At 39.7% G+C, this 18,351-nt stretch carries 15 protein-coding genes; 4 read left to right on the top strand and 11 right to left on the bottom strand.

The genetic code is table 11. The annotated features are described in order from the left end of the window. Positions 1–79: 79 nt before the first annotated feature. From PSE72_RS14475 to PSE72_RS14455, 5 genes are all read right to left on the bottom strand, one after another. Positions 80–1,036, bottom strand: coding sequence for an OmpG family monomeric porin (locus tag PSE72_RS14475; RefSeq protein ID WP_004907017.1), 957 nt, complete (start codon positions 1,034–1,036; stop codon positions 80–82). Positions 1,037–1,161: 125 nt separating this feature from the next. Then, positions 1,162–3,042: a glycoside hydrolase family 3 protein gene (locus tag PSE72_RS14470; protein ID WP_115168158.1), complete on the bottom strand. Its 1,881-nt coding sequence runs from the start codon at positions 3,040–3,042 to the stop codon at positions 1,162–1,164. A 424-nt stretch (positions 3,043–3,466) separates the two neighbouring features. Beyond that, positions 3,467–4,411, bottom strand: coding sequence for an OmpG family monomeric porin (locus tag PSE72_RS14465; RefSeq protein WP_115168157.1), 945 nt, complete (start codon positions 4,409–4,411; stop codon positions 3,467–3,469). A gap of 433 nt (positions 4,412–4,844) precedes the next feature. Beyond that, positions 4,845–5,615, bottom strand: coding sequence for a triose-phosphate isomerase (tpiA, locus tag PSE72_RS14460; protein WP_115168156.1), 771 nt, complete (start codon positions 5,613–5,615; stop codon positions 4,845–4,847). Positions 5,616–5,793: 178 nt separating this feature from the next. Further along, complete coding sequence (locus tag PSE72_RS14455) at positions 5,794–6,423, bottom strand: DUF1454 family protein (RefSeq protein WP_209102576.1); 630 nt, start codon at positions 6,421–6,423, stop codon at positions 5,794–5,796. Positions 6,424–6,458: 35 nt separating this feature from the next. Between PSE72_RS14455 and PSE72_RS14450 the strand changes: the two genes are divergently transcribed. Next, on the top strand, positions 6,459–6,878 hold the full coding sequence (locus PSE72_RS14450; RefSeq protein WP_004907027.1) for a DUF805 domain-containing protein: 420 nt from the start codon (positions 6,459–6,461) through the stop codon (positions 6,876–6,878). 73 nt (positions 6,879–6,951) lie between these two features. On the opposite strand, the gene fpr is transcribed toward PSE72_RS14450, so the two are convergent. Then, positions 6,952–7,698 (bottom strand): ferredoxin--NADP(+) reductase, encoded by a 747-nt coding sequence (fpr, locus tag PSE72_RS14445; RefSeq protein ID WP_115168155.1) that lies wholly within the window; start codon positions 7,696–7,698, stop codon positions 6,952–6,954. 183 nt (positions 7,699–7,881) lie between these two features. Between fpr and PSE72_RS14440 the strand changes: the two genes are divergently transcribed. Together PSE72_RS14440 and emrD are read left to right on the top strand one after the other, a co-directional pair. Continuing rightward, complete coding sequence (locus tag PSE72_RS14440) at positions 7,882–8,016, top strand: hypothetical protein (protein WP_264190020.1); 135 nt, start codon at positions 7,882–7,884, stop codon at positions 8,014–8,016. Between the two features lie 159 nt (positions 8,017–8,175). Next, complete coding sequence (gene emrD / locus PSE72_RS14435) at positions 8,176–9,360, top strand: multidrug efflux MFS transporter EmrD (RefSeq protein ID WP_004907030.1); 1,185 nt, start codon at positions 8,176–8,178, stop codon at positions 9,358–9,360. A 42-nt stretch (positions 9,361–9,402) separates the two neighbouring features. Here the strand turns inward: emrD and PSE72_RS14430 are convergent, their stop codons facing one another. From PSE72_RS14430 to PSE72_RS14420, 3 genes are all read right to left on the bottom strand, one after another. Next, complete coding sequence (locus tag PSE72_RS14430; RefSeq protein ID WP_272690991.1) at positions 9,403–13,215, bottom strand: hypothetical protein; 3,813 nt, start codon at positions 13,213–13,215, stop codon at positions 9,403–9,405. A 198-nt stretch (positions 13,216–13,413) separates the two neighbouring features. Beyond that, complete coding sequence (glpK, locus tag PSE72_RS14425; RefSeq protein ID WP_115168153.1) at positions 13,414–14,940, bottom strand: glycerol kinase GlpK; 1,527 nt, start codon at positions 14,938–14,940, stop codon at positions 13,414–13,416. Between the two features lie 3 nt (positions 14,941–14,943). Next, a complete protein-coding gene (locus PSE72_RS14420; RefSeq protein WP_004265297.1) occupies positions 14,944–15,804 on the bottom strand; it encodes an MIP/aquaporin family protein in 861 nt (286 codons plus the stop codon). Positions 15,805–16,109: 305 nt separating this feature from the next. Between PSE72_RS14420 and zapB the strand changes: the two genes are divergently transcribed. Continuing rightward, positions 16,110–16,349: a cell division protein ZapB gene (gene zapB / locus PSE72_RS14415; protein WP_004265299.1), complete on the top strand. Its 240-nt coding sequence runs from the start codon at positions 16,110–16,112 to the stop codon at positions 16,347–16,349. Between the two features lie 361 nt (positions 16,350–16,710). Here zapB and rraA read toward each other — a convergent pair whose 3' ends face one another. Together rraA and PSE72_RS14405 are read right to left on the bottom strand one after the other, a co-directional pair. Further along, positions 16,711–17,235, bottom strand: a complete 525-nt coding sequence (gene rraA, locus PSE72_RS14410) for a ribonuclease E activity regulator RraA (RefSeq protein ID WP_004907040.1) — start codon at positions 17,233–17,235, stop codon at positions 16,711–16,713. 119 nt (positions 17,236–17,354) lie between these two features. Then, a complete protein-coding gene (locus tag PSE72_RS14405) occupies positions 17,355–18,278 on the bottom strand; it encodes a 1,4-dihydroxy-2-naphthoate polyprenyltransferase (RefSeq protein ID WP_115168152.1) in 924 nt (307 codons plus the stop codon). Positions 18,279–18,351 lie beyond the last annotated feature (73 nt).

The following is an 18,351-nucleotide window of genomic DNA, read 5'->3' as shown; positions in this document are numbered from 1 at the left end:
CCTAGGGCCTCGTTTGTTTGCCGCCTACCTACAATTTGAACTATTTAGAGTATTATCTGAGAGGTATATTAGGGCTAATTTATTGCCACTGGTATTTGACACCTAACTGGCCAAGATAAAATGTTTGACGGTTATTGCCACCAGAGGTGATACCTGCATTTTTTGGGTTTTCCCAAGTACTAGGTTCAACCGCGAAGCCGCCCCATAGCGTTAGTTTTGGTGTTAAGTTATAAAAAACCTGTGTCCCGACACGGTAGCCGTCTTTAACTTTCTGAGTTGTACGTTTGTTGCTATCGTAGTTATGTTCATTTAAATAATAGCGAAAATAAGGCATTACGCTCCAATCCTGGTTTAACGTGATAGGAAAATAACCGCGAATTTGGTTTTGTTCCCATGTCTTATTAAAGTCTTTATCCCATGTCCAATCGGTGTATAGATAGACTTTGGCGGTTGCGGAATCATTGACCTTGTAAACAAGCCCGTGCTCGGATTCCCACTCATAACTGTTGGGGGCGTGGAAATTGTCGTAGTGATAAACTGCATCCCAAAAGTTAAACGCCCACTTATCATTGAAATTGTATGTCCCGCTAGGCATTAACCAAAACATCGTATTCGATGGGCGCGCTTGTGTACCTGGTGCGGAGTCATTGGATTCTTTGCGATAGGTGACATTTAAATTGAACTGGCCAATCTCGCTGGCATACATTTTCCGAGTAGCACCAATTTGTGTACGATTACGAATAAAAGAGTCTTTGGATGTTGAAAAATTATGGTTGTAGCTTCTTAATGATTCCTTATGTTCCAGAAAAAAGCTCCATTTTGATTCAGGATTCACTAAAAATAGCTGCCCAACCATCGTGGTTTTGTCGTAGACCTTACGACCGCTGGTATTATGATGCCCTTCAAATTTTTCGAGTTCCATATAGACGTTGGAAGAAACGCGCCAGTAATCATTATTGACTTGATCGGCTGCGAAAACGGATGTTGCCAATCCTGTGAGCGTAACAAAAAGTAAACCATTCAGTGAAGTTTTCATTTTAACCCTTTAATTTTTATGTGTATTTTATTTTTTTATACCTTTATTCAAGGCGTTAGTATCTGGCCTTTATACCGTGGAGGTATAAAGGCGGAATCATTGGTAATAATTAATAGGCTGTGTAATTAATTGACTGTGGAATAAGTTTCGCCATGACCATAAGGGAACAGGACTTTGTTACCTTGTGGGTTTTTGATATTAACGGGTAGCACCCCTTGAGGTGGGTTTAGCGGCTGGCCATGAGTGTTGGCAAATAATGTCCGTAACCCGCTACGAATATTGGTTTCTAACGAATTGCGGTTATTATTGGTGATATCAAATCCAGTGATACCATAGATGGCAATATTTGCGCTTACATTGTTTAGGTATGCAATGTCATAGGGGTTACGTGAAGAGATAACAACAATCGGGGTTTTAAGCTGGTTTGCAGCATCAATGATACGCTGAGCATTCGTTGGCGTATCCTTTAAATTATAGGTCGTCAGTAATACCAAATCTTGGTTTTGCACCAGTTTTTTTGCTTCATCTTGAGTTAGTGTGTTTTCATTCAATTTAACGACACTTTCGCCTGTAATAATTGCAACTCCCGTTTCTTGTGCGATATCATTTAACTGTTTTTGAATTAAAGTATTGCGTGGTTTTTCATCAGAAATAGTGAAAATTCGATTGAGCGGTTTTAATTGATAAGGCAGTACATTCTCATTCTTAATTAATGTGATAGCCTGCTCAGAAACCATATTTTCAATATCTTTATGACCTTTTGATGCGACGACTTGTTCCGCTTTCACTAAGTCTACAGGTTGTGCCGTAATTTCTTGCTGAAGCTTTTTCAGCACCACACGTTTTGCGGATTCATCAATACGTTTCTTCAGTTCTGGATTTTTTTCTGCTTGTGTTTCTAAATAGCGGTACATGTTATCTAAACGAGAAACCGCTTGGGAGTCCCACATTTTGATTGGCATAAGAATAATATCTGAGCCAGCAAGTAACGAGGTTTCTACCGCCCAATTAATATCGAAATTGTCTGCAATAGCCCCCATATCCATGGCATCTGTCACTATCAAGCCGTCATAGTTGAGCTCATCACGTAAAATATCATGCAAAATAGGTTTGGAAAGCGTCGCTGGGGTGCCAACTTGTTTACCGGCAAGTGTGGTGATCTTATGGTCATCCAGTGCTGGTACAATAATATGTGCGGTCATGACGGCATCAGCACCATGAGATAACGCGTATTTGAATGGGACGAGTTCAGTATCTCGCCATGTTTTTGCGTCAGAATTAACAACGGGTAAATCAACATGAGAGTCAGCAGAAACATTTCCGTGACCAGGGAAATGCTTAAGTGACGTCAATAAATTATATTTATGAATACCTTGAATATAGCTGGTGGCCAGAGTTCCAACTAAATTTTTATCATCTGAGTATGAACGTACCCCTATCACTGGGTTATTTTGATTGTTATTAACATCAACAACTGGGCCAAAATTGATATTAAAACCAAGACTGGATAGCTCATATCCGTGGATCATCCCTGTTAGTTCTGCAAGGGCTGGGTTACGTGTTGCGCCTAGTGCCATATTACCAGGCATTTCGGTACCTACGCGTAAGCGGGTGACATAGCCCCCTTCTTGGTCGGTGCCAATAAATAATGGAAGGTTACTGCGGGAAGATTGAAGTTTATTAATTAACTCCACAGTTTGTGGTGTATCAATCAGATTTTCTCTAAATAGGATCACCGAGCCGAGATGGTACTGATTGATAACCTTAGAAACTTCATCATTCATAACGAGAAAAGGGGCGGGTTCCCCATGGCTGTCTTTATTCCAATATCTGAAATCTAACATGAAGAGCTGACCAATTTTCTCAGCCTCGGACATATTATCCACTATTTCTTGAGCAGACTTTTGTTTGTCTTGCCATAATTCATTCAATTGGGCTTGTGTTATTGGGTTAGCCATTGAAAATGCACTGAAAATACAAGCACTAAGTAAAGTGAATTTCTTCATTTTTATTTTCTCTAGGTTATTTTTCGGAAAATAATAAGTGGCTGAATATATTTATGATGTGAGAGTGCTCACAGTTGGTAGTATTCTCTCTTTTAGAGTAAGAGGAATAGAGTGCAAATAAATGTTGAGATGGTTTTTATTTATCTAATTGATATTAAATAGTAAATTTTTGAGAATAATTGATTCTAATCTAGAATAATTTCAGTTTGATATTATTTTGTTATGTGACGTAAGTATAAATTATAATTAAATGATATTTAAATCGACAATGGAACGTAAAAAGTTAATAATTTCACTAATTATTTACTTTTCGAAATATTTTATTCTTATATTTAAATGATTTTGTAATTTAAAATATATAAGCCATATGAAATTTCATATGGCTTATTTTTTTATGAGAAATAAGTTGATGGCAAATTAAAGGTTACCATTGGTATTTTACGCCAATTTTACCGAGGTATAGCGTTTGTTTATTATCATACCCTGACGTGATCCCATTCTTTTTTGGTGATCTCCATGTTGAAGGCTCGTAGGCGAGTTCACTCCATAAAGTCAGGGATGGTGTAGCTTTGTATTCCACACGAGAACCAATGCGGAAGCCATTTTTAATTTCCTGTGTTAGATAATTATTTTTATCATAGGTATTTTCTTGTAAGAAATAACGCACATATGGAGTAATTTTCCAGTTCGGCTTAATGGTAATGGGTAAGTAAGCACGAACTTGTGATTGTAAAAAGCGGGTACTGAAATTTTTATCCCATTGGTTGTCAATATAAACAGTGAGTTTTGCTTTTAATGCATCTGAATATTTATAGGTTACGCCATATTCGGTTTCCGCTTCATGGCTACTGTCATTGAAATAATTACTGTAATAAAAATAAGAAAGCCAAAAATTAAAAGACCAATCATCGTTGAAACGGTACTCACCGGCTGGGGTTAGGCCATATAAACGATTCGAAGAACGTGCTTTGGTGTTAGGCTCGACATCGTTTGACTCTTTTCTGTAACGAAAACCAAGTTCTAAGTCTGATTTTGAAGTGTTGAGAATTTGTTTGATAGCATCAATTTGTGTGCGGTTTCGAATGTAAGAATCCCGTGAAGTTGTGAAATTACGGCCATGATTCCTTAAGGATTCACGATGATCTAGGGTAAAACGCCAGTCAGATTTAGGGTTGTATAACTTTAATTGCCCAACTGTACTGATTTTATCGTAGACCTTATTTTTAAATGAATCACGTTGACCTTGGTATTCTTCTATTTCCAAATAGATATTGGTATTAACTCGCCAAGAGTCATTATTTAATTCAGAGAAACAAATTGTAGGGAATATAATTATGATGCTATAGATTAAACCAACTATATATTTCATATTTATCCTTCAGGGTAAAAGTTATTAATGTTAATTATCTAGTTGAGCGATTAGCGAGATAAATGTGTATTAACTTTTATAGGTTGTCTACCGTTATTATTTAATAAATGATGGATAGTATATATAAAGCAAAGGGCTAATAATCCGTATCTCACTGTTATTATGGTTGTTTTTATTTCTTTGAGAATAAATTTATATTTTTATTAATACTGTTTTTTGAGATTTTTAATCATTTGTTTGTTAATTGATTTTAAATTTAATTAATTGTTTATTATTTTATTAAAAATTAAATTATAATTATTCATATGATTTGGAATCATGGGAGGATAAAATTTTAGATATGAACTTTATTATTAATAGAGGCATTAATTAAAAAAATTAAAACAAAAAACCGCCAATATTTGGCGGTTAATCTCAAGGTATTAAAATAACCTTATTTAGTTTTTTTTGCTTCAGCAGCCGCTTTAACAATAACAGCAAAAGCGTCAGCTTTCAGAGAAGCTCCACCCACTAAGGCACCATCGATATCTGGTTGGGTGAATAACTCAGCTGCGTTGCTAGCATTAACAGAACCGCCGTATTGGATGATAACTTGCTCGGCAATGGCTGCGTCTTTCTTCGCAATATGAGTACGAATAAATTTATGGATTGCCTGTGCTTGTGCTGGTGTTGCAGATTTACCAGTACCGATAGCCCAGATTGGCTCATAGGCGATAACGGCACCTTGGAAAGCTTCTGCGCCTAAAGAATTTAATACGGCATCAATTTGACGAGCGCATACTTCTTCGGTTTTGCCTGCTTCGTTTTCAGCTTCAGTTTCACCAATACACAGTACTGGGATCAGGCCTTGCTCTTTTAATACAGCAAATTTCTTAGCGACAAATTCATCACTTTCGTTGTGATAAGTACGACGTTCTGAGTGGCCGATAATGATGTATTTGGCGCCAACATCTTTTAACATTTCAGCAGAGGTTTCACCTGTAAATGCACCTGATAGGTTAACGTCAACGTTTTGTGCACCTAACGCAATACGGCTACCTGCTAACGCGTGTTTAGCTTGGGTTAAGTAAATTGCAGGTGGTGCAATAGCCACATCACAGCCATCAACGCTGCTTAGTTCATTACGCAAGCCAGCGACGAGGTCATTGACCATCTGTGTGCTGCCGTTCAGTTTCCAGTTACCCATTACCAATGGATGTCGCATGTTATTTCCTCCAACCAGAGAGTTTTAATGATTAATCAATAAGTTATTCATCACACGCTTATGTTACACGCGCAACGTGACAATGTTGTCGCCATTCACCTTTCGCATTATAAGAACAATAGATAATAATAGCTTTGCTTTTCATCATGCTTGTTCTTAGAGCGTGATCACAGTCAGTTTAGGGTGTTTGTTGTTCTAGCTTAATCGGTTCAACAGCAAAAGTAAGCACATTATTGTCACTTTTTACTAAAATATATCTTAAAGTGCCTAACCGAGCTTCTTCAGCATGAGTCGCATTATTATTGGCAATAAATTTATTTAAGGCTTCCGTAAGTTCTGGAGCGTTGTCCAATGAAACTTCCGGGGCAAATATATGGATCATTGCAATAGTATAGTTTTCCATTAACTGCCGATTTTTTTGGGTTTCTTGTGGGTCATCTGATGGCAGTAATGTAATTTGTAAACTTTTAATTTTTTCACTACCACGCTCTAACACTGCCGAGGAGTATATCTGTTGGTTAATACGAGACGCTGCGCGAATATAGGGAGCAGAGATATCCTGGCTAGCAATAACTTTATATTCATGGAGATATAAATCTTTATTAGCCTGATTGAATTGATTGCGTAATTTTGGAATGGTGAGTTCAAAAGAAGGGGCATCTGGGGCTAAGTAGGCGACTTTGAAATCGGTATCAGGCAAAGTGGGTACTTTTTGAGCGATAGCCAGTTGTGGCGCACTAAGTACAAAAATGGTTATGATGGCGTATACAGAACGAAATAAAATTTGGGTCATTTTTGAACCACTCATTTTTAGTTTTCCACATTGTATCAGGATAATAGGTAATGACATTACAACAATGGGCTTTTTCCTTCAAAGGCCGTATCGGTCGCCGGCCATTTTGGGTAGGTATTGCGGTCATTTTTATTTTAATGACGGCGGTTGCCCTGTTACAAAATGTACTGCTATTCTCTGAAACGCTTGCTATATCGTTATTTATTTTACTACTTTACCCTTTGGCCGCTATCTTTGTGAAGCGTTTACATGATCGTGGTAAATCGGGAGGGTGGTTTGCGCTAATTTTATTGGCATTTGCTCTCTTTTCAATCGATGTCAGTCAATTTGAACCTGTGTGGCAATGGGGTATAGGGCGTTTCTTACCCTTATTTATTACGATGATTATGGTGATAGATTGCGGCGCTTTTCTGGGAATGGAGGGTGTTAACCGCTATGGTGAAGAAACAGAAACGGTAGATTATCTATAGCGTCGATACCATATGCACGAATACCACATAGAGTGAATGCTACCCTGAAAATGCTTCAGGGTAGTGCATTGCATTACCAATATTGCTCACTAGATATATGGCCGGGTTTACGGCGCAAATGTTTAACCATTTGATGACTATTTTTTAATGTATCGCGAGTGTCCCTCACCATTTCGGGGTTTCCGCATAACATAACATGGCAGGTCTCGGGTGAAAGCGTTAGGCCAACCGCATCTTCGAGAGTGTGGCTTTCAATTAACGCAGGAACACGGCCATGTAGTGAATTTGCACAATGTTCACGGCTGACAACGGTAACTATTTTCAATTTCCCTTGGTATTGTTGTTCTAATGTTTCCATTAAGGGTAAATAGCTTAAATCTTTCTCATAACGGACAGCGTGGAGTAAAACGATTTTCTCGAAGCGCTCCAGATCTTTACCTTCCTGTAGGATAGACAAAAAAGGCCCAATAGCGGTGCCTGTTGAAAGCATCCATAGGTTTTTACATGATGGGATTTCATCTAAAACAAAGAAACCTGTCGCTTCATCCGTAATTTGCAACGTATCATTAGGTTTAAGTTTAGCGAGTTTTGGGCTAAGTTTGCCCCCTGGCACAATGACAAAATAGAATTCGAGTCGGTCATCGCTTGGCGCATTCACATAAGAGTAAGCTCGTTGAACACGTTCCCCTTCGATCTCTAGCCCAAGTTTTGCATATTGTCCTGCAGTAAAGGGTTTAATCGGGGCCTTGATAACAAGGCTGAATAATGAGTCGGTCCAAAATTTGGCTTCAATCACTGTTCCTGTTACCCAATTAGCCATACATTCCACCTCTTTATATTTCAAATATCCACCGGCTAAAAATAACAAATACATAATTCGAATAACTCAAAGCGCGGCTCACTAGGATTTAATACTAAAACAGTTCACTATTTATGCTTATCGATAACGTGTTCTAGTGATTTATTCTTGAAATGAGTAATTTTTTGATTTCAATGTACAGTTATGTTGACAATACTGGCGAATATTACTGCCATTGGTGAAAAATATAAAATGTCGCACTACTACGAAAAGTTGGTGGCTTTTGTTATCTTAGTCACACTCAAGCAAAACGCACTATTTGCCATTTATTTTAAATGACACAAAAGCTTATTTAAAATGACATCAAAGCGTGGAGCGATATTTTATATTGATAATTAAGCACCTAAATAATTTTGCGTTATTACACTGAGATAATGCAGCGTTATTTTGTGTCTGAAATAGGGTGTATTTGAATTATTGGATGTATCTGAGAGAAAAATGAGAAAGCTGGAACACTTTAATTTGCTATTAATGCTAATTGCATTGGCAGCGGTCGGTCAAATGACACAAACTATTTATGTTCCTGTCATTGCTGAAATTGCCACTTATTTTAATGAGCCTTCAGGTGCTGTTCAACAAGTAATGGCGGCTTATTTATTTTCTTATGGTTTTTCACAGTTAGTTTATGGGCCATTATCTGACCGAATTGGTCGCAGACCTGTTATTTTAACGGGTTTAACGATTTTCTTATTTTCAACGATTGTGGCGATTTTTGCGCCAACATTAAATATACTCACTATAGCGAGTGGGTTGCAGGGCCTCGGAACGGGTGTTGCTGGTGTGATGGCAAGAACCATGCCTCGTGATCTGTATAAAGGCACAGCGTTACGTTATGCAAATAGTTTATTAAATATGGGTATATTAGTGAGCCCATTATTAGCCCCAATGTTCGGTGGAATATTGGCGCATTTCTGGGGGTGGCATGCTTGTTATATTTTCCTGTTTATCCTAGGTGCTTCTGTATTATTAAGCATGTATCGTTGGTTACCCGAAACGCGTCCTGTTTCACCTGAAAAACATAAAATGATTGCGTCATATCGGGAATTATTATCAAGCGGTTCATTTCTATCTTATTTATCCATGTTAGTCGGCGCGTTAGCTGGGATAGCCGTATTTGAAGCCAGTAGTGGTGTATTAATGGGCGGTGTTTTAGGGCTCAATAGTATTACTGTGAGTATTTTATTTATATTGCCTATTCCTGCTGCTTTCTTTGGTGCTTGGTATGCGGGGCGAGAAGGAAAAACCTTTTATAATTTGATGTGGCACTCCGTTCTTATTTGTCTATTGGCAGGCTTTATGATGTGGATTCCAGGTTGGTTTGGGATTATGAATACCTGGACACTGTTAGTACCTGCAGCGGTATTTTTCTTTGGTGCGGGGATGTTATTTCCCTTAGCAACGACAGGTGCGATGGAGCCCTTCCCTTATTTAGCAGGGGCGGCGGGTGCACTCGTGGGTGGCTTGCAAAATATAGGTTCAGGTGTTGCCACTTGGGTTTCGGCATTATTACCGCAGAACGGGCAGTTTAGCCTTGGGTTACTGATGTTTTTAATGTCAACGCTCATATTATTGTGTTGGTTGCCTTTAGCAAAACGTATGAATCATTCAGAGCGTATGGTTTAATTGTGAGAAAGTCAGGCTGTAAAACACAGCCTGACTTTCAGATTACGCACTTAGCAGTATATCAGCTTGCTTGTGCTGTGGAATTGACATTGTCGGTGAATAAAAGGAACTAGGTTCTTCTTCTGGTATTGATGATATTAGTTCTGGCAAAACACTTCCTGAATTAAATACTACTGGTCGGTTGTAATCTAGAAACTCAATATTTTCTGCTAATTGTCCGGTTGGGTTTTGATTATTTTGTTGAAGCCAAATCAACTTCGGTGCAACATGGTCTTGCAAGTGCTGGTCAATATGAATGAGTATTCCATCCAGTTTTAACCCAGGAGTGCTGTCTATCGTTCCTTTTATGGTTAATTGATTTTGTTGTACTGAAAAATACCAGCTCTCTACAGGTACTTTTTCTTGGATTTGTTTTTGCTCATTACTTGTCACCAGTGTCACCCAAAAAGAGTGTTGGCCATTAGATAAGTTTAAATCACTAATATCAATCTGCTGCTCAATATTTATATCTGCGATTAATGGTGTTTCTATCATTTGGTGGTGGATCGTATTTTCCAATAAATAGCCAGTTTTGTAGGTATTAAGGTGATTAAGAGCAATAAAGTTCATTGATGTATCAACTTGCCTGTCTTGCCCAAAGGGATCTGATAATGAAAAGTATTGTTGGTGTAGGCGACCATTTTCTACCCATTTGGCGCAGAGTGCGCTTTTTGATGTAATTTTGTCGATATTAATTTTACCTGTAGAGAAATCAACGACACCTTCCTCTGTTGCAGCCCAGAAGATAGGGGCACCTTGCCAATAATTATCGAGAAGTAGATGGGGGGGTAATGTGTATCCATCCCTTTTTGCTAATAGGCGATTAGCTAAAGAATTCGGGTTGCTATAGCGGGAAGTGAGCTGTCCAAGCTCTTTTTTGCGGTTCAATTCATGTATGGTGAATTGTACCAATTCGCCTTTATCTGCAATATTAAAACTCGTTTCGTGTGGAATTTGTAAGACTTCGGTTAATAAACCATTTGGCGTGGAATAAGTTACTGTTAAAGCATAATTATGATAAATGTAAAATTGGCGGCCAGTCCCGGTTTTTAGATTGTGGTAATTCGCAGGTAAGCTCCCCACCGTACGGTCAACGGTGATCGTACTATAAGGGTGAAGGGTATTATCCGCCATTTTAGCCGACTGGAGTTGTATCCAATAAATTGGTACATCGCGTTGATGAGGAAATTGCTCAATTTGTATCCGGTTATAATATTTTGAGTAATTCTGTTGAGTTAGTATGACCCATTGTTTTCTGATTTGATCCCAGCGCTGATAAAAACCATCCCCAGCAAATCCTCCATCTTCAATATCCAGCCCTTTCGTTTTATTACTTTGCCAGCGTACTCTTTTAGTTAAAAATTGGTGAATTTTTTGGTTGTAGGCATCTGCGTGCGGTAAAAACGCATCATAGGCATCACTGCTAAAAGGAACAAAATAAGAGAGCATCGTTGGGATAGCTTGTTTTCGAAAAGTATGGGGAGAGTGATAAGTAACGTAATATTGTCTAGATTGGTTATAAGCTGGTTTTTTACCGTGGTCATAGGGGGGGTAAGGGTATGCTGGCTGATTATTATGATCTTGCGAATTGGTATGCGGCAAGCCAAGGCCATGACCAAAAGCCTCATGGAACATCACGTTAGGTTCATGAACCCCACCTCCATGATTGCGGGAGGCTTGCCCTAATAGCAAGTTATTGAAGCTTGAGGAAAAAATTTCAATCGCAGTATATTGATAGTCAGAATTAGCATTGTTAGCAATTTTATATTGTTGGCTATTATTGTAAGCCCAATGAACTTGTGCGTTAGTGTGATTGCCAATTTCTTTAGGGTTATCATAATGAGGATGAATAAACGGAATGGCGTTATTATTGGTGCCAGTCATATATGGCGTTAAGCTAGGGTGACTTACTGTGGCAGGAGAGCTATACAGTGTGAACTGCCCGATCGGTAAGATTGTTGCAGCTTCTTTTCCCCAACTTAGTGGTGATGATGAATAAACACCATGCCCTTGTTGGTATAAACTGTGGCTATCAACATGAACAATTAAGTGGTTATCAAGGGTGACATTGGGTGAAAATACACCATACTGGTTAGTTTCCTCTGTGATAATAGGTTTGCCATTAACAGTGATAATGATGTTGATATCCGGTTGTATCCACTCACCTTTTAGCGGGGCGGTAAAGCGTTGCTGATGCCAATCTTGTGCGGAGACATTGGGCTGGCGGGGAAGTGCTGTCAATATTTTGGGTAAATGGTCTGGCCCTGTAAGTCTTATTCGGCCTAATATTTTTCTTTCTTTATTACTGATAATCGCCTCAATATCGGGGGATTTCGCTGCGCTTATACTTGTTATTTCTAAATTCAATAATGCCCAGCGATTAGCCGTTAAGCTCATATGCTTATCTGTCATATTCTGCAGGTGAGTTTGCGCTAGTTGAATATTATGGATTTGCATATCGCTTGGTGTGGGGTGATAACGCCGTTGAGGTTCATGATAAATTGGGTTTTGAACGGAAAATATACGTTTCCCTGGAATACGATGTTGTGGTGCATTTTCGGTCTGTAGCTGAATTGAAATAGGCTGAGATTCCTGCCCATTAGGCAGTATGGCGATAAAATCAAACTGATCTGACTGGGTTTTAAATTTTGCGTTATTGGCAATATATTGCCACTCATTGGTAATATTATTTAACGTTAATCGACCAAATTTGGGCTGTTCAAGGATTTTGTAACCCTTAATATGAGGGATATTGGGTAGTTTTCCTGTTATAGCGCCTACGACCAGCTGATTTGGCAGCTCATCCGGGTTTTCTGTTACTAAAATAGGTAGGATTTGAGGAATCTGCTTTTGCTCATTATATCGGGAGGTTACTTGTTTTGTTTGTTTCAATTGAAATTGGCGAAAAATGATATTCTCCCCAACAAGTTTTAAGGTATTCTTTTCATAGCTGATTTTAACCGCAGGAAGCTGGTGTTCTACCATCATTCTATTAACATCGGTTTCGATTGAATGGGCAATCTTTTGCCAAGATGATGTTTCTGTAATTGGGATGTCATGTAAGGATAATATATTGTTATTATTGGTGTTTTTTATGGATACTGAAAAGTATTGACTGTTTTTTCGTAATTCATCTGTTAGCTTCAATGAGCTTATTGCAGGGGGTGGTAGGGTAATAATTTGTTGGAAGTTGTGATTTTCTAAGGTATTGCTGGCTAGCTCAATGTGCTCTACTGGGCGAAGTTCATTAATTAATTGTTGAGTAGAAGCTGATATTTTTTTTTGTTTATCTTTTACTATCAATAAACTACCTCCAGTGAGCTCCAACCAATGGCGAATGAGTTCGATTTGTTTATCATTGGCACTTTCGGGCAAGACTACGATACTATAATGGCGATGCCATTCCCCACTTGGCAGCAATAAATCAGCGAGCTGGGCCTGTGCTCTAACTTCTCCGTCGATCCATTCATGGGGTGAATTAAAGCTTTCTACAAATATACCTTGCTTGGAATGGAACTTGAAACCAGAAAATTGAGACTCTGGTAACGTGCTAGCAATGTAGCTTTTTTTAGCTTCTCCTATAATTCGCGGCTTATTTATAAGCCAGCTAAATAGCTCATGAGCGGCTTTGCCCTCTTTTGAAAACGTAGGGTCAAGGCTTAAGCTTTTTAATAATGGTGAGTTATTATCAATAACTACGACCCTACTTTTATTTGCGTATAAGCCAATTTTTAATGGTTGTTGTTTAATATTGCTATCATATTGGTTTTTAATGGATGAAATGGGTTTATTTTGTTCTTCGTATCGGTTTTCCATAACCGTGTCCTTTATTTATTTCTTAAAATATCAATAGGTAATTTTCCTCTTACTAGATAACTTTAAATAAATATTTATTGTTCTTCTAATTTATTATTAATCTGATTATTGATTTTATATTTATTAGTTAATTAGTTTTATGAAAAAGAAAGGCAGCACTTCAGTGCTGCCTTTGAGCGATTTGTTTTGAATTAAAAATTAACCGCGATCTTCCCATTCTTGAGCACGGGCAACCGCTTTTTTCCACCCTTCGTATTTGAAATTACGTTCTGTTGTTTCAATACCCGGTTTGAATACGCGCTCAATGGTGGCTTTACTTTGTAACTCATCAAGGTTACTCCAAAAACCGACCGCTAAACCAGCAAGGTAGGCTGCACCCAGTGCGGTGCTTTCTCGCACTTCAGGGCGCTCGACAGGGGTACCTAAAATATCTGATTGGAATTGCATTAAGAAATTATTAGCGACAGCGCCCCCATCAACGCGCAGTGCTTTTAAGCGTTCACCAGAGTCTGCTTGCATGGCATCAAGTACATCACGGGTTTGATAAGCGATAGATTCTAATGTTGCGCGGATGATATGGTTGCGGTTTGCACCACGGGTTAAGCCAAAGATTGCTCCGCGTGCATACGGGTCCCAATATGGAGCACCTAAACCTGTAAAGGCAGGAACAACATACACGCCATTACTGTCTTTTACTTTAGTGGCGAAATATTCAGAGTCCGTCGCTTCATCGATAAGTTTCAATTCATCACGTAGCCACTGAATAGACGCACCGCCGACGAATACTGCACCTTCAAGGGCATAATTGACTTCGCCTTTTGGGCCGCATGCGATGGTCGTCAGTAGGCCGTGATTTGAGCGTACAGCGGTTTCGCCGGTGTTCAGCAGTAGGAAACAGCCAGTGCCATAGGTATTTTTTGCCATCCCTGATTTAACACACAGTTGACCATAAAGTGCGGCTTGTTGGTCTCCTGCCATCCCTGAAATTGGAATACGTGTTCCGCCTTTCCCCCCAATGTTGGTTTGCCCGTAGACTTCGGAAGAAGGGCGTACCTCAGGGAGCATCGCTCGTGGAATATTCAGTGCTTTGAGGATTTTATCATCCCATTCAAGGTTGCGGATATTGAACAACATGGTTCGGGAAGCATTGGTGTAGTCGGTGACATGAACACGCCCTTGTGTCATTTTCCAAACGAGCCAAGTATCGACAGTCCCAAATAGTAATTCTCCTTTCTCGGCACGTTCACGTGCACCTTCAACATGATCTAAAATCCATTTTACTTTGGTACCGGAGAAATAGGGGTCAACAACCAGGCCGGTATTTTGGCGAATGTATTCCTCTAAATCACGGTCATTTTGTTTTAAATGCGTACAAAAATCAGCAGTGCGGCGACATTGCCACACAATCGCATTATAAACGGGCTTACCAGTGGCTTTTTCCCATACGATGGTAGTTTCACGTTGGTTAGTGATCCCAATCCCAGCGACTTCATCGGTACGAATATCTGCTTTAGCGAGAACTTCCACAAGTGTTGAGCTTTGTGATGCCCATATTTCCATTGGGTCGTGTTCTACCCAGCCTGGTTTAGGATAAATTTGGGTGAATTCACGTTGTGAAATACTGACAATATTTGCATCATGGTCGAGTACAACAGCACGTGAGCTGGTTGTGCCTTGGTCGAGTGCAACAATATACTTTTTCGCAATAGTGGTTTCAGTTGTCATAATTTAAGCCTGTTCCGAGGATTTGGTGTTTTTAACGGATAATTTTTCTGTTTTGGTCTCTTCTTCACATACCATGCAAGGTAAGTGGCGACCAATTAGTTTGCGATAGGCGAATGCGCCTAGCAGACCACCAACAATAGGTGCTGTCAATGGGACGAGAAAATAGGGAATATCGCGGCCACCGGTGAGAGCGATATCACCCCAACCAGCGAGATAAGCGACAACCTTTGGACCGAAGTCACGAGCTGGGTTGAGTGCAAATCCTGTGAGTGCGCCAAATGACCCGCCGATGACGGCAATCAAAATACCAATTAATAATGGAGCAAGTGGGCCACGAGGGACACCATTGCCATCATCGGTTAGGGCGAGTATTAAGCAAACAAGAATGGCAGCAATAATGACCTCAATAAAGAATGCATGAGGAACACTAATTTGTGGTGCAGGGTAGGTTGAGAAAACACCAGCAGTGAATAAGCTTTCTTGTGAGCCTCTAATGATATGGTGGACTTGGTCGTAATCGAAAAATACAGGGGAATACATTGAGTAAACTAAGGCGGCAGCAAAGAAGCCTCCTAGCATCTGTGCGATGATATAAGGGACGACTTTGCGTTTATCAAAACACGCAAATAGCCATAATGCGAGAGTAACGGCTGGGTTTAAGTGAGCACCGGAAGTACCCGCCGTTAGGTAAACGGCTAAAGCAACGCCGAAGCCCCAGATAATACTAATTTCCCATAAACCTAGTTGTGCGCCAGCTATTCTAACGGCAGCAACACAGCCTAGACCAAAAAATACCAGTAGCGCAGTCCCTAAAAACTCTGAGATGCACTGACCTGTGAGTGATGTAGTCGTCATTTGGCTCATATGTTTCTATCCTACGAAAATGAAAAATATTGTAATGTTTTTTTAAGTTAAGATTTTCTAATCGAAAATCATTAACTGTGAATTTATCGTTAAAGAACATAAACGAGAAATATCGAAATTGAAAAATGTGTGTTGCATCACTAAAGCGAAACAAAACAATCAAAAATAGTGATGAATTCGACCTTTGTGATGTGATCTGACCAGTGTTTTTTTATGAAGGTTATTACGATTCAGAAGGAAGGAACTGGACACAGAGGATCATGCTACTTACAATCGTGTAAAAGCTGATAAGGGAGACCAGAATTATGTCATTTGAAGTATTTGAAAAACTAGAATCCAAAGTCCAACAAGCGATTGATACAATCACACTGTTACAAATGGAAATCGATGAATTAAAAGATAAAAATGGTGCACTAAGCCAAGAGTTGGAAACAGCAAAGTCAGGTACGGATTCACTGGTGCGTGAAAATGAACAATTAAAACAAGAGCAGCAAGCTTGGCAAGAGCGTTTACGGACTCTGCTAGGTAAGATGGAAGAAGTGTAATTTCTCGTCATACTTCGCGTTGTAGGGGTGTTGGCTTCGTCTCTTCGCCCTAGTCACATACTTATGTATGCTCCTAGGGTCTTATCGACTTTGCCGCCTACCTACAACACGAATTATTTAGAGAAATATATCTCACATTGTAGGGCGCTGGCTTCGTCTCTTCGCCCTAGTCACATACTTGTGTATGCTCCTAGGGTCTTATCGACTTTGCCGCCTACCTACAACACGAATTATTTAGAGAAATCTTTGTTATATCTCACGCTGTAGGGTTTAGAGAAACTTTCGTCATACCTCGCGTAGTAGAGTATAAAAATAAGGGCTGCAAATTATTGCAGCCCTTATTTATAGAATTTTTAACGGATTATGCGTCGATATTGTCATCTTCGATAAAATCGTCGTTCTCAGACGGGATTAATGGCTCTTCAGAAAGAATAATGCCAGTATTATCGGCATAAAGGTAATCACCTGAGAAGAAAGTGACGCCGCCGAAATTAACGCGGATATCACTTTCACCGATGCCTTCATCTGGGCAACCTGCAGGCATCGCCGCAATAGCTTGAATACCGAGGTCAAGCTCCATTAGTGCATCCACCTGACGGACGGCACCATAAACCACAATGCCTTCCCAGTGGTTATCAACGGCGAGTCTTGCAATTTCAGCATCAATGAGTGCCTTACGGACAGAGCCGCCACCGTCAACCAGTAGAATGCGCCCAGTGCCGTCTTCTTCCAGCAAATCATACAGTAGGCCATTATCTTCAAAGCACTTAACTGTAATGATTTGACCGCCAAATGAAGTACGTCCACCAAAGTTGGAGAAAAGGGGTTCTACCACATTAACGCTTTCTTGGTAAATATCGCAGAGTTCGGATGTATCATATTTCATAGGAGTTAGGTCTTTTTTGCTGCAAGAGGTAGCCAGTATATCCCTTTTCAACAGTACTTGGCAAAGTTAGCCGCCTAAAAATAGGCGGAAAAAGTCAAAAAAACGACAAATAGTGACTGTTATTTGCTCATTACAACGCCAATGGAGAATAAAACGTTGGTCACGAGTGCAGCTTTCACCATATTTTCGAGTAAAGGACGCATGCCTTCTGGGGTAGGGTCACTCAGAACGCGGCGTAAATGGTTCATTAGCATCGGTACGGCTAATAAAAATAACCAACCACTCCACCCGTGCAAGTAAATTAGGTTAAAAAATGCCAAACATAAAATTGCCGCAACAATAATAATGGTGTGATAAATCCGAGCCCCTTGGGGACCTAAACGTACCGCTAAGGTGTTTTTACCTGCTTTAATATCATTTTCGATATCACGCATATTATTGATATTCAGTACTGCGACAGAGAGCAACCCACAGGCAGTTGCGGGCAGGACAGTGATGATATTAAAACTATTAGCTTGTAAATAATAAGTCCCAATAACACTTAGCCAGCCAAAGAAAATTAAGACAGAAATATCCCCTAACCCTAGGTACCCATAGGGTTTTTTGCCAACGGTATAGGTAATTGCAGCAACGATAGCAATAAGGCCTAATGCGACGAAACCAATGGCATCCTCTGGCTTTTCGCACGCAACAATAATTAACAGTAAGCCAGAAAGGCAGGCTGCTGTAATATTTAGTCTGAGCGCCTTTTTCATGTCCGCTTGCGTGATAACACCTTTTTGCATACCACGTAATGGACCAATACGTTCTGCTGTATCAGAGCCTTTGACTGCGTCACCATAGTCATTCGCAAGGTTAGATAAAATCTGTAATAAACCCGCCGTGATGAGTGCTAATAAAGCGACGGGCCATTTAAAATTATTAGTTAAATAAGCGAGTGCAGAGCCTGTCACAATCGCAATCACCCCTAAAGGTAGGGTTTTAGGGCGGAGACTTTCAATCCAAGCTTGTTTACGACTTATTGTTGTGGATGTCGACTGCATGCAGTTACCTATAATTCAAACTCTTTAGAGATGTGTTCTTAATAATTTAATAGCCCATCATATAGAGAGATAC

This window comes from Providencia sp. PROV116 (assembly GCF_028482485.1).
Taxonomy (GTDB): Bacteria; Pseudomonadota; Gammaproteobacteria; order Enterobacterales; family Enterobacteriaceae; genus Providencia; species Providencia rettgeri.
This window is presented reverse-complemented; position numbering and strand designations above follow the sequence as displayed.

What these genes read in the sequence shown, in the direction of transcription:
- PSE72_RS14475 (WP_004907017.1), bottom strand. Translation starts at nt 1,036, where the DNA reads ATGAAAACTTCACTGAATGGTTTACTTTTTGTTACGCTCACAGGATTG.
- PSE72_RS14470 (WP_115168158.1), bottom strand. Translation starts at nt 3,042, where the DNA reads ATGAAGAAATTCACTTTACTTAGTGCTTGTATTTTCAGTGCATTTTCA.
- PSE72_RS14465 (WP_115168157.1), bottom strand. Translation starts at nt 4,411, where the DNA reads ATGAAATATATAGTTGGTTTAATCTATAGCATCATAATTATATTCCCT.
- tpiA (WP_115168156.1), bottom strand. Translation starts at nt 5,615, where the DNA reads ATGCGACATCCATTGGTAATGGGTAACTGGAAACTGAACGGCAGCACA.
- PSE72_RS14455 (WP_209102576.1), bottom strand. Translation starts at nt 6,423, where the DNA reads ATGAGTGGTTCAAAAATGACCCAAATTTTATTTCGTTCTGTATACGCC.
- PSE72_RS14450 (WP_004907027.1), top strand. Translation starts at nt 6,459, where the DNA reads ATGACATTACAACAATGGGCTTTTTCCTTCAAAGGCCGTATCGGTCGC.
- fpr (WP_115168155.1), bottom strand. Translation starts at nt 7,698, where the DNA reads ATGGCTAATTGGGTAACAGGAACAGTGATTGAAGCCAAATTTTGGACC.
- PSE72_RS14440 (WP_264190020.1), top strand. Translation starts at nt 7,882, where the DNA reads ATGTTGACAATACTGGCGAATATTACTGCCATTGGTGAAAAATATAAA.
- emrD (WP_004907030.1), top strand. Translation starts at nt 8,176, where the DNA reads ATGAGAAAGCTGGAACACTTTAATTTGCTATTAATGCTAATTGCATTG.
- PSE72_RS14430 (WP_272690991.1), bottom strand. Translation starts at nt 13,215, where the DNA reads ATGGAAAACCGATACGAAGAACAAAATAAACCCATTTCATCCATTAAA.
- glpK (WP_115168153.1), bottom strand. Translation starts at nt 14,940, where the DNA reads ATGACAACTGAAACCACTATTGCGAAAAAGTATATTGTTGCACTCGAC.
- PSE72_RS14420 (WP_004265297.1), bottom strand. Translation starts at nt 15,804, where the DNA reads ATGAGCCAAATGACGACTACATCACTCACAGGTCAGTGCATCTCAGAG.
- zapB (WP_004265299.1), top strand. Translation starts at nt 16,110, where the DNA reads ATGTCATTTGAAGTATTTGAAAAACTAGAATCCAAAGTCCAACAAGCG.
- rraA (WP_004907040.1), bottom strand. Translation starts at nt 17,235, where the DNA reads ATGAAATATGATACATCCGAACTCTGCGATATTTACCAAGAAAGCGTT.
- PSE72_RS14405 (WP_115168152.1), bottom strand. Translation starts at nt 18,278, where the DNA reads ATGCAGTCGACATCCACAACAATAAGTCGTAAACAAGCTTGGATTGAA.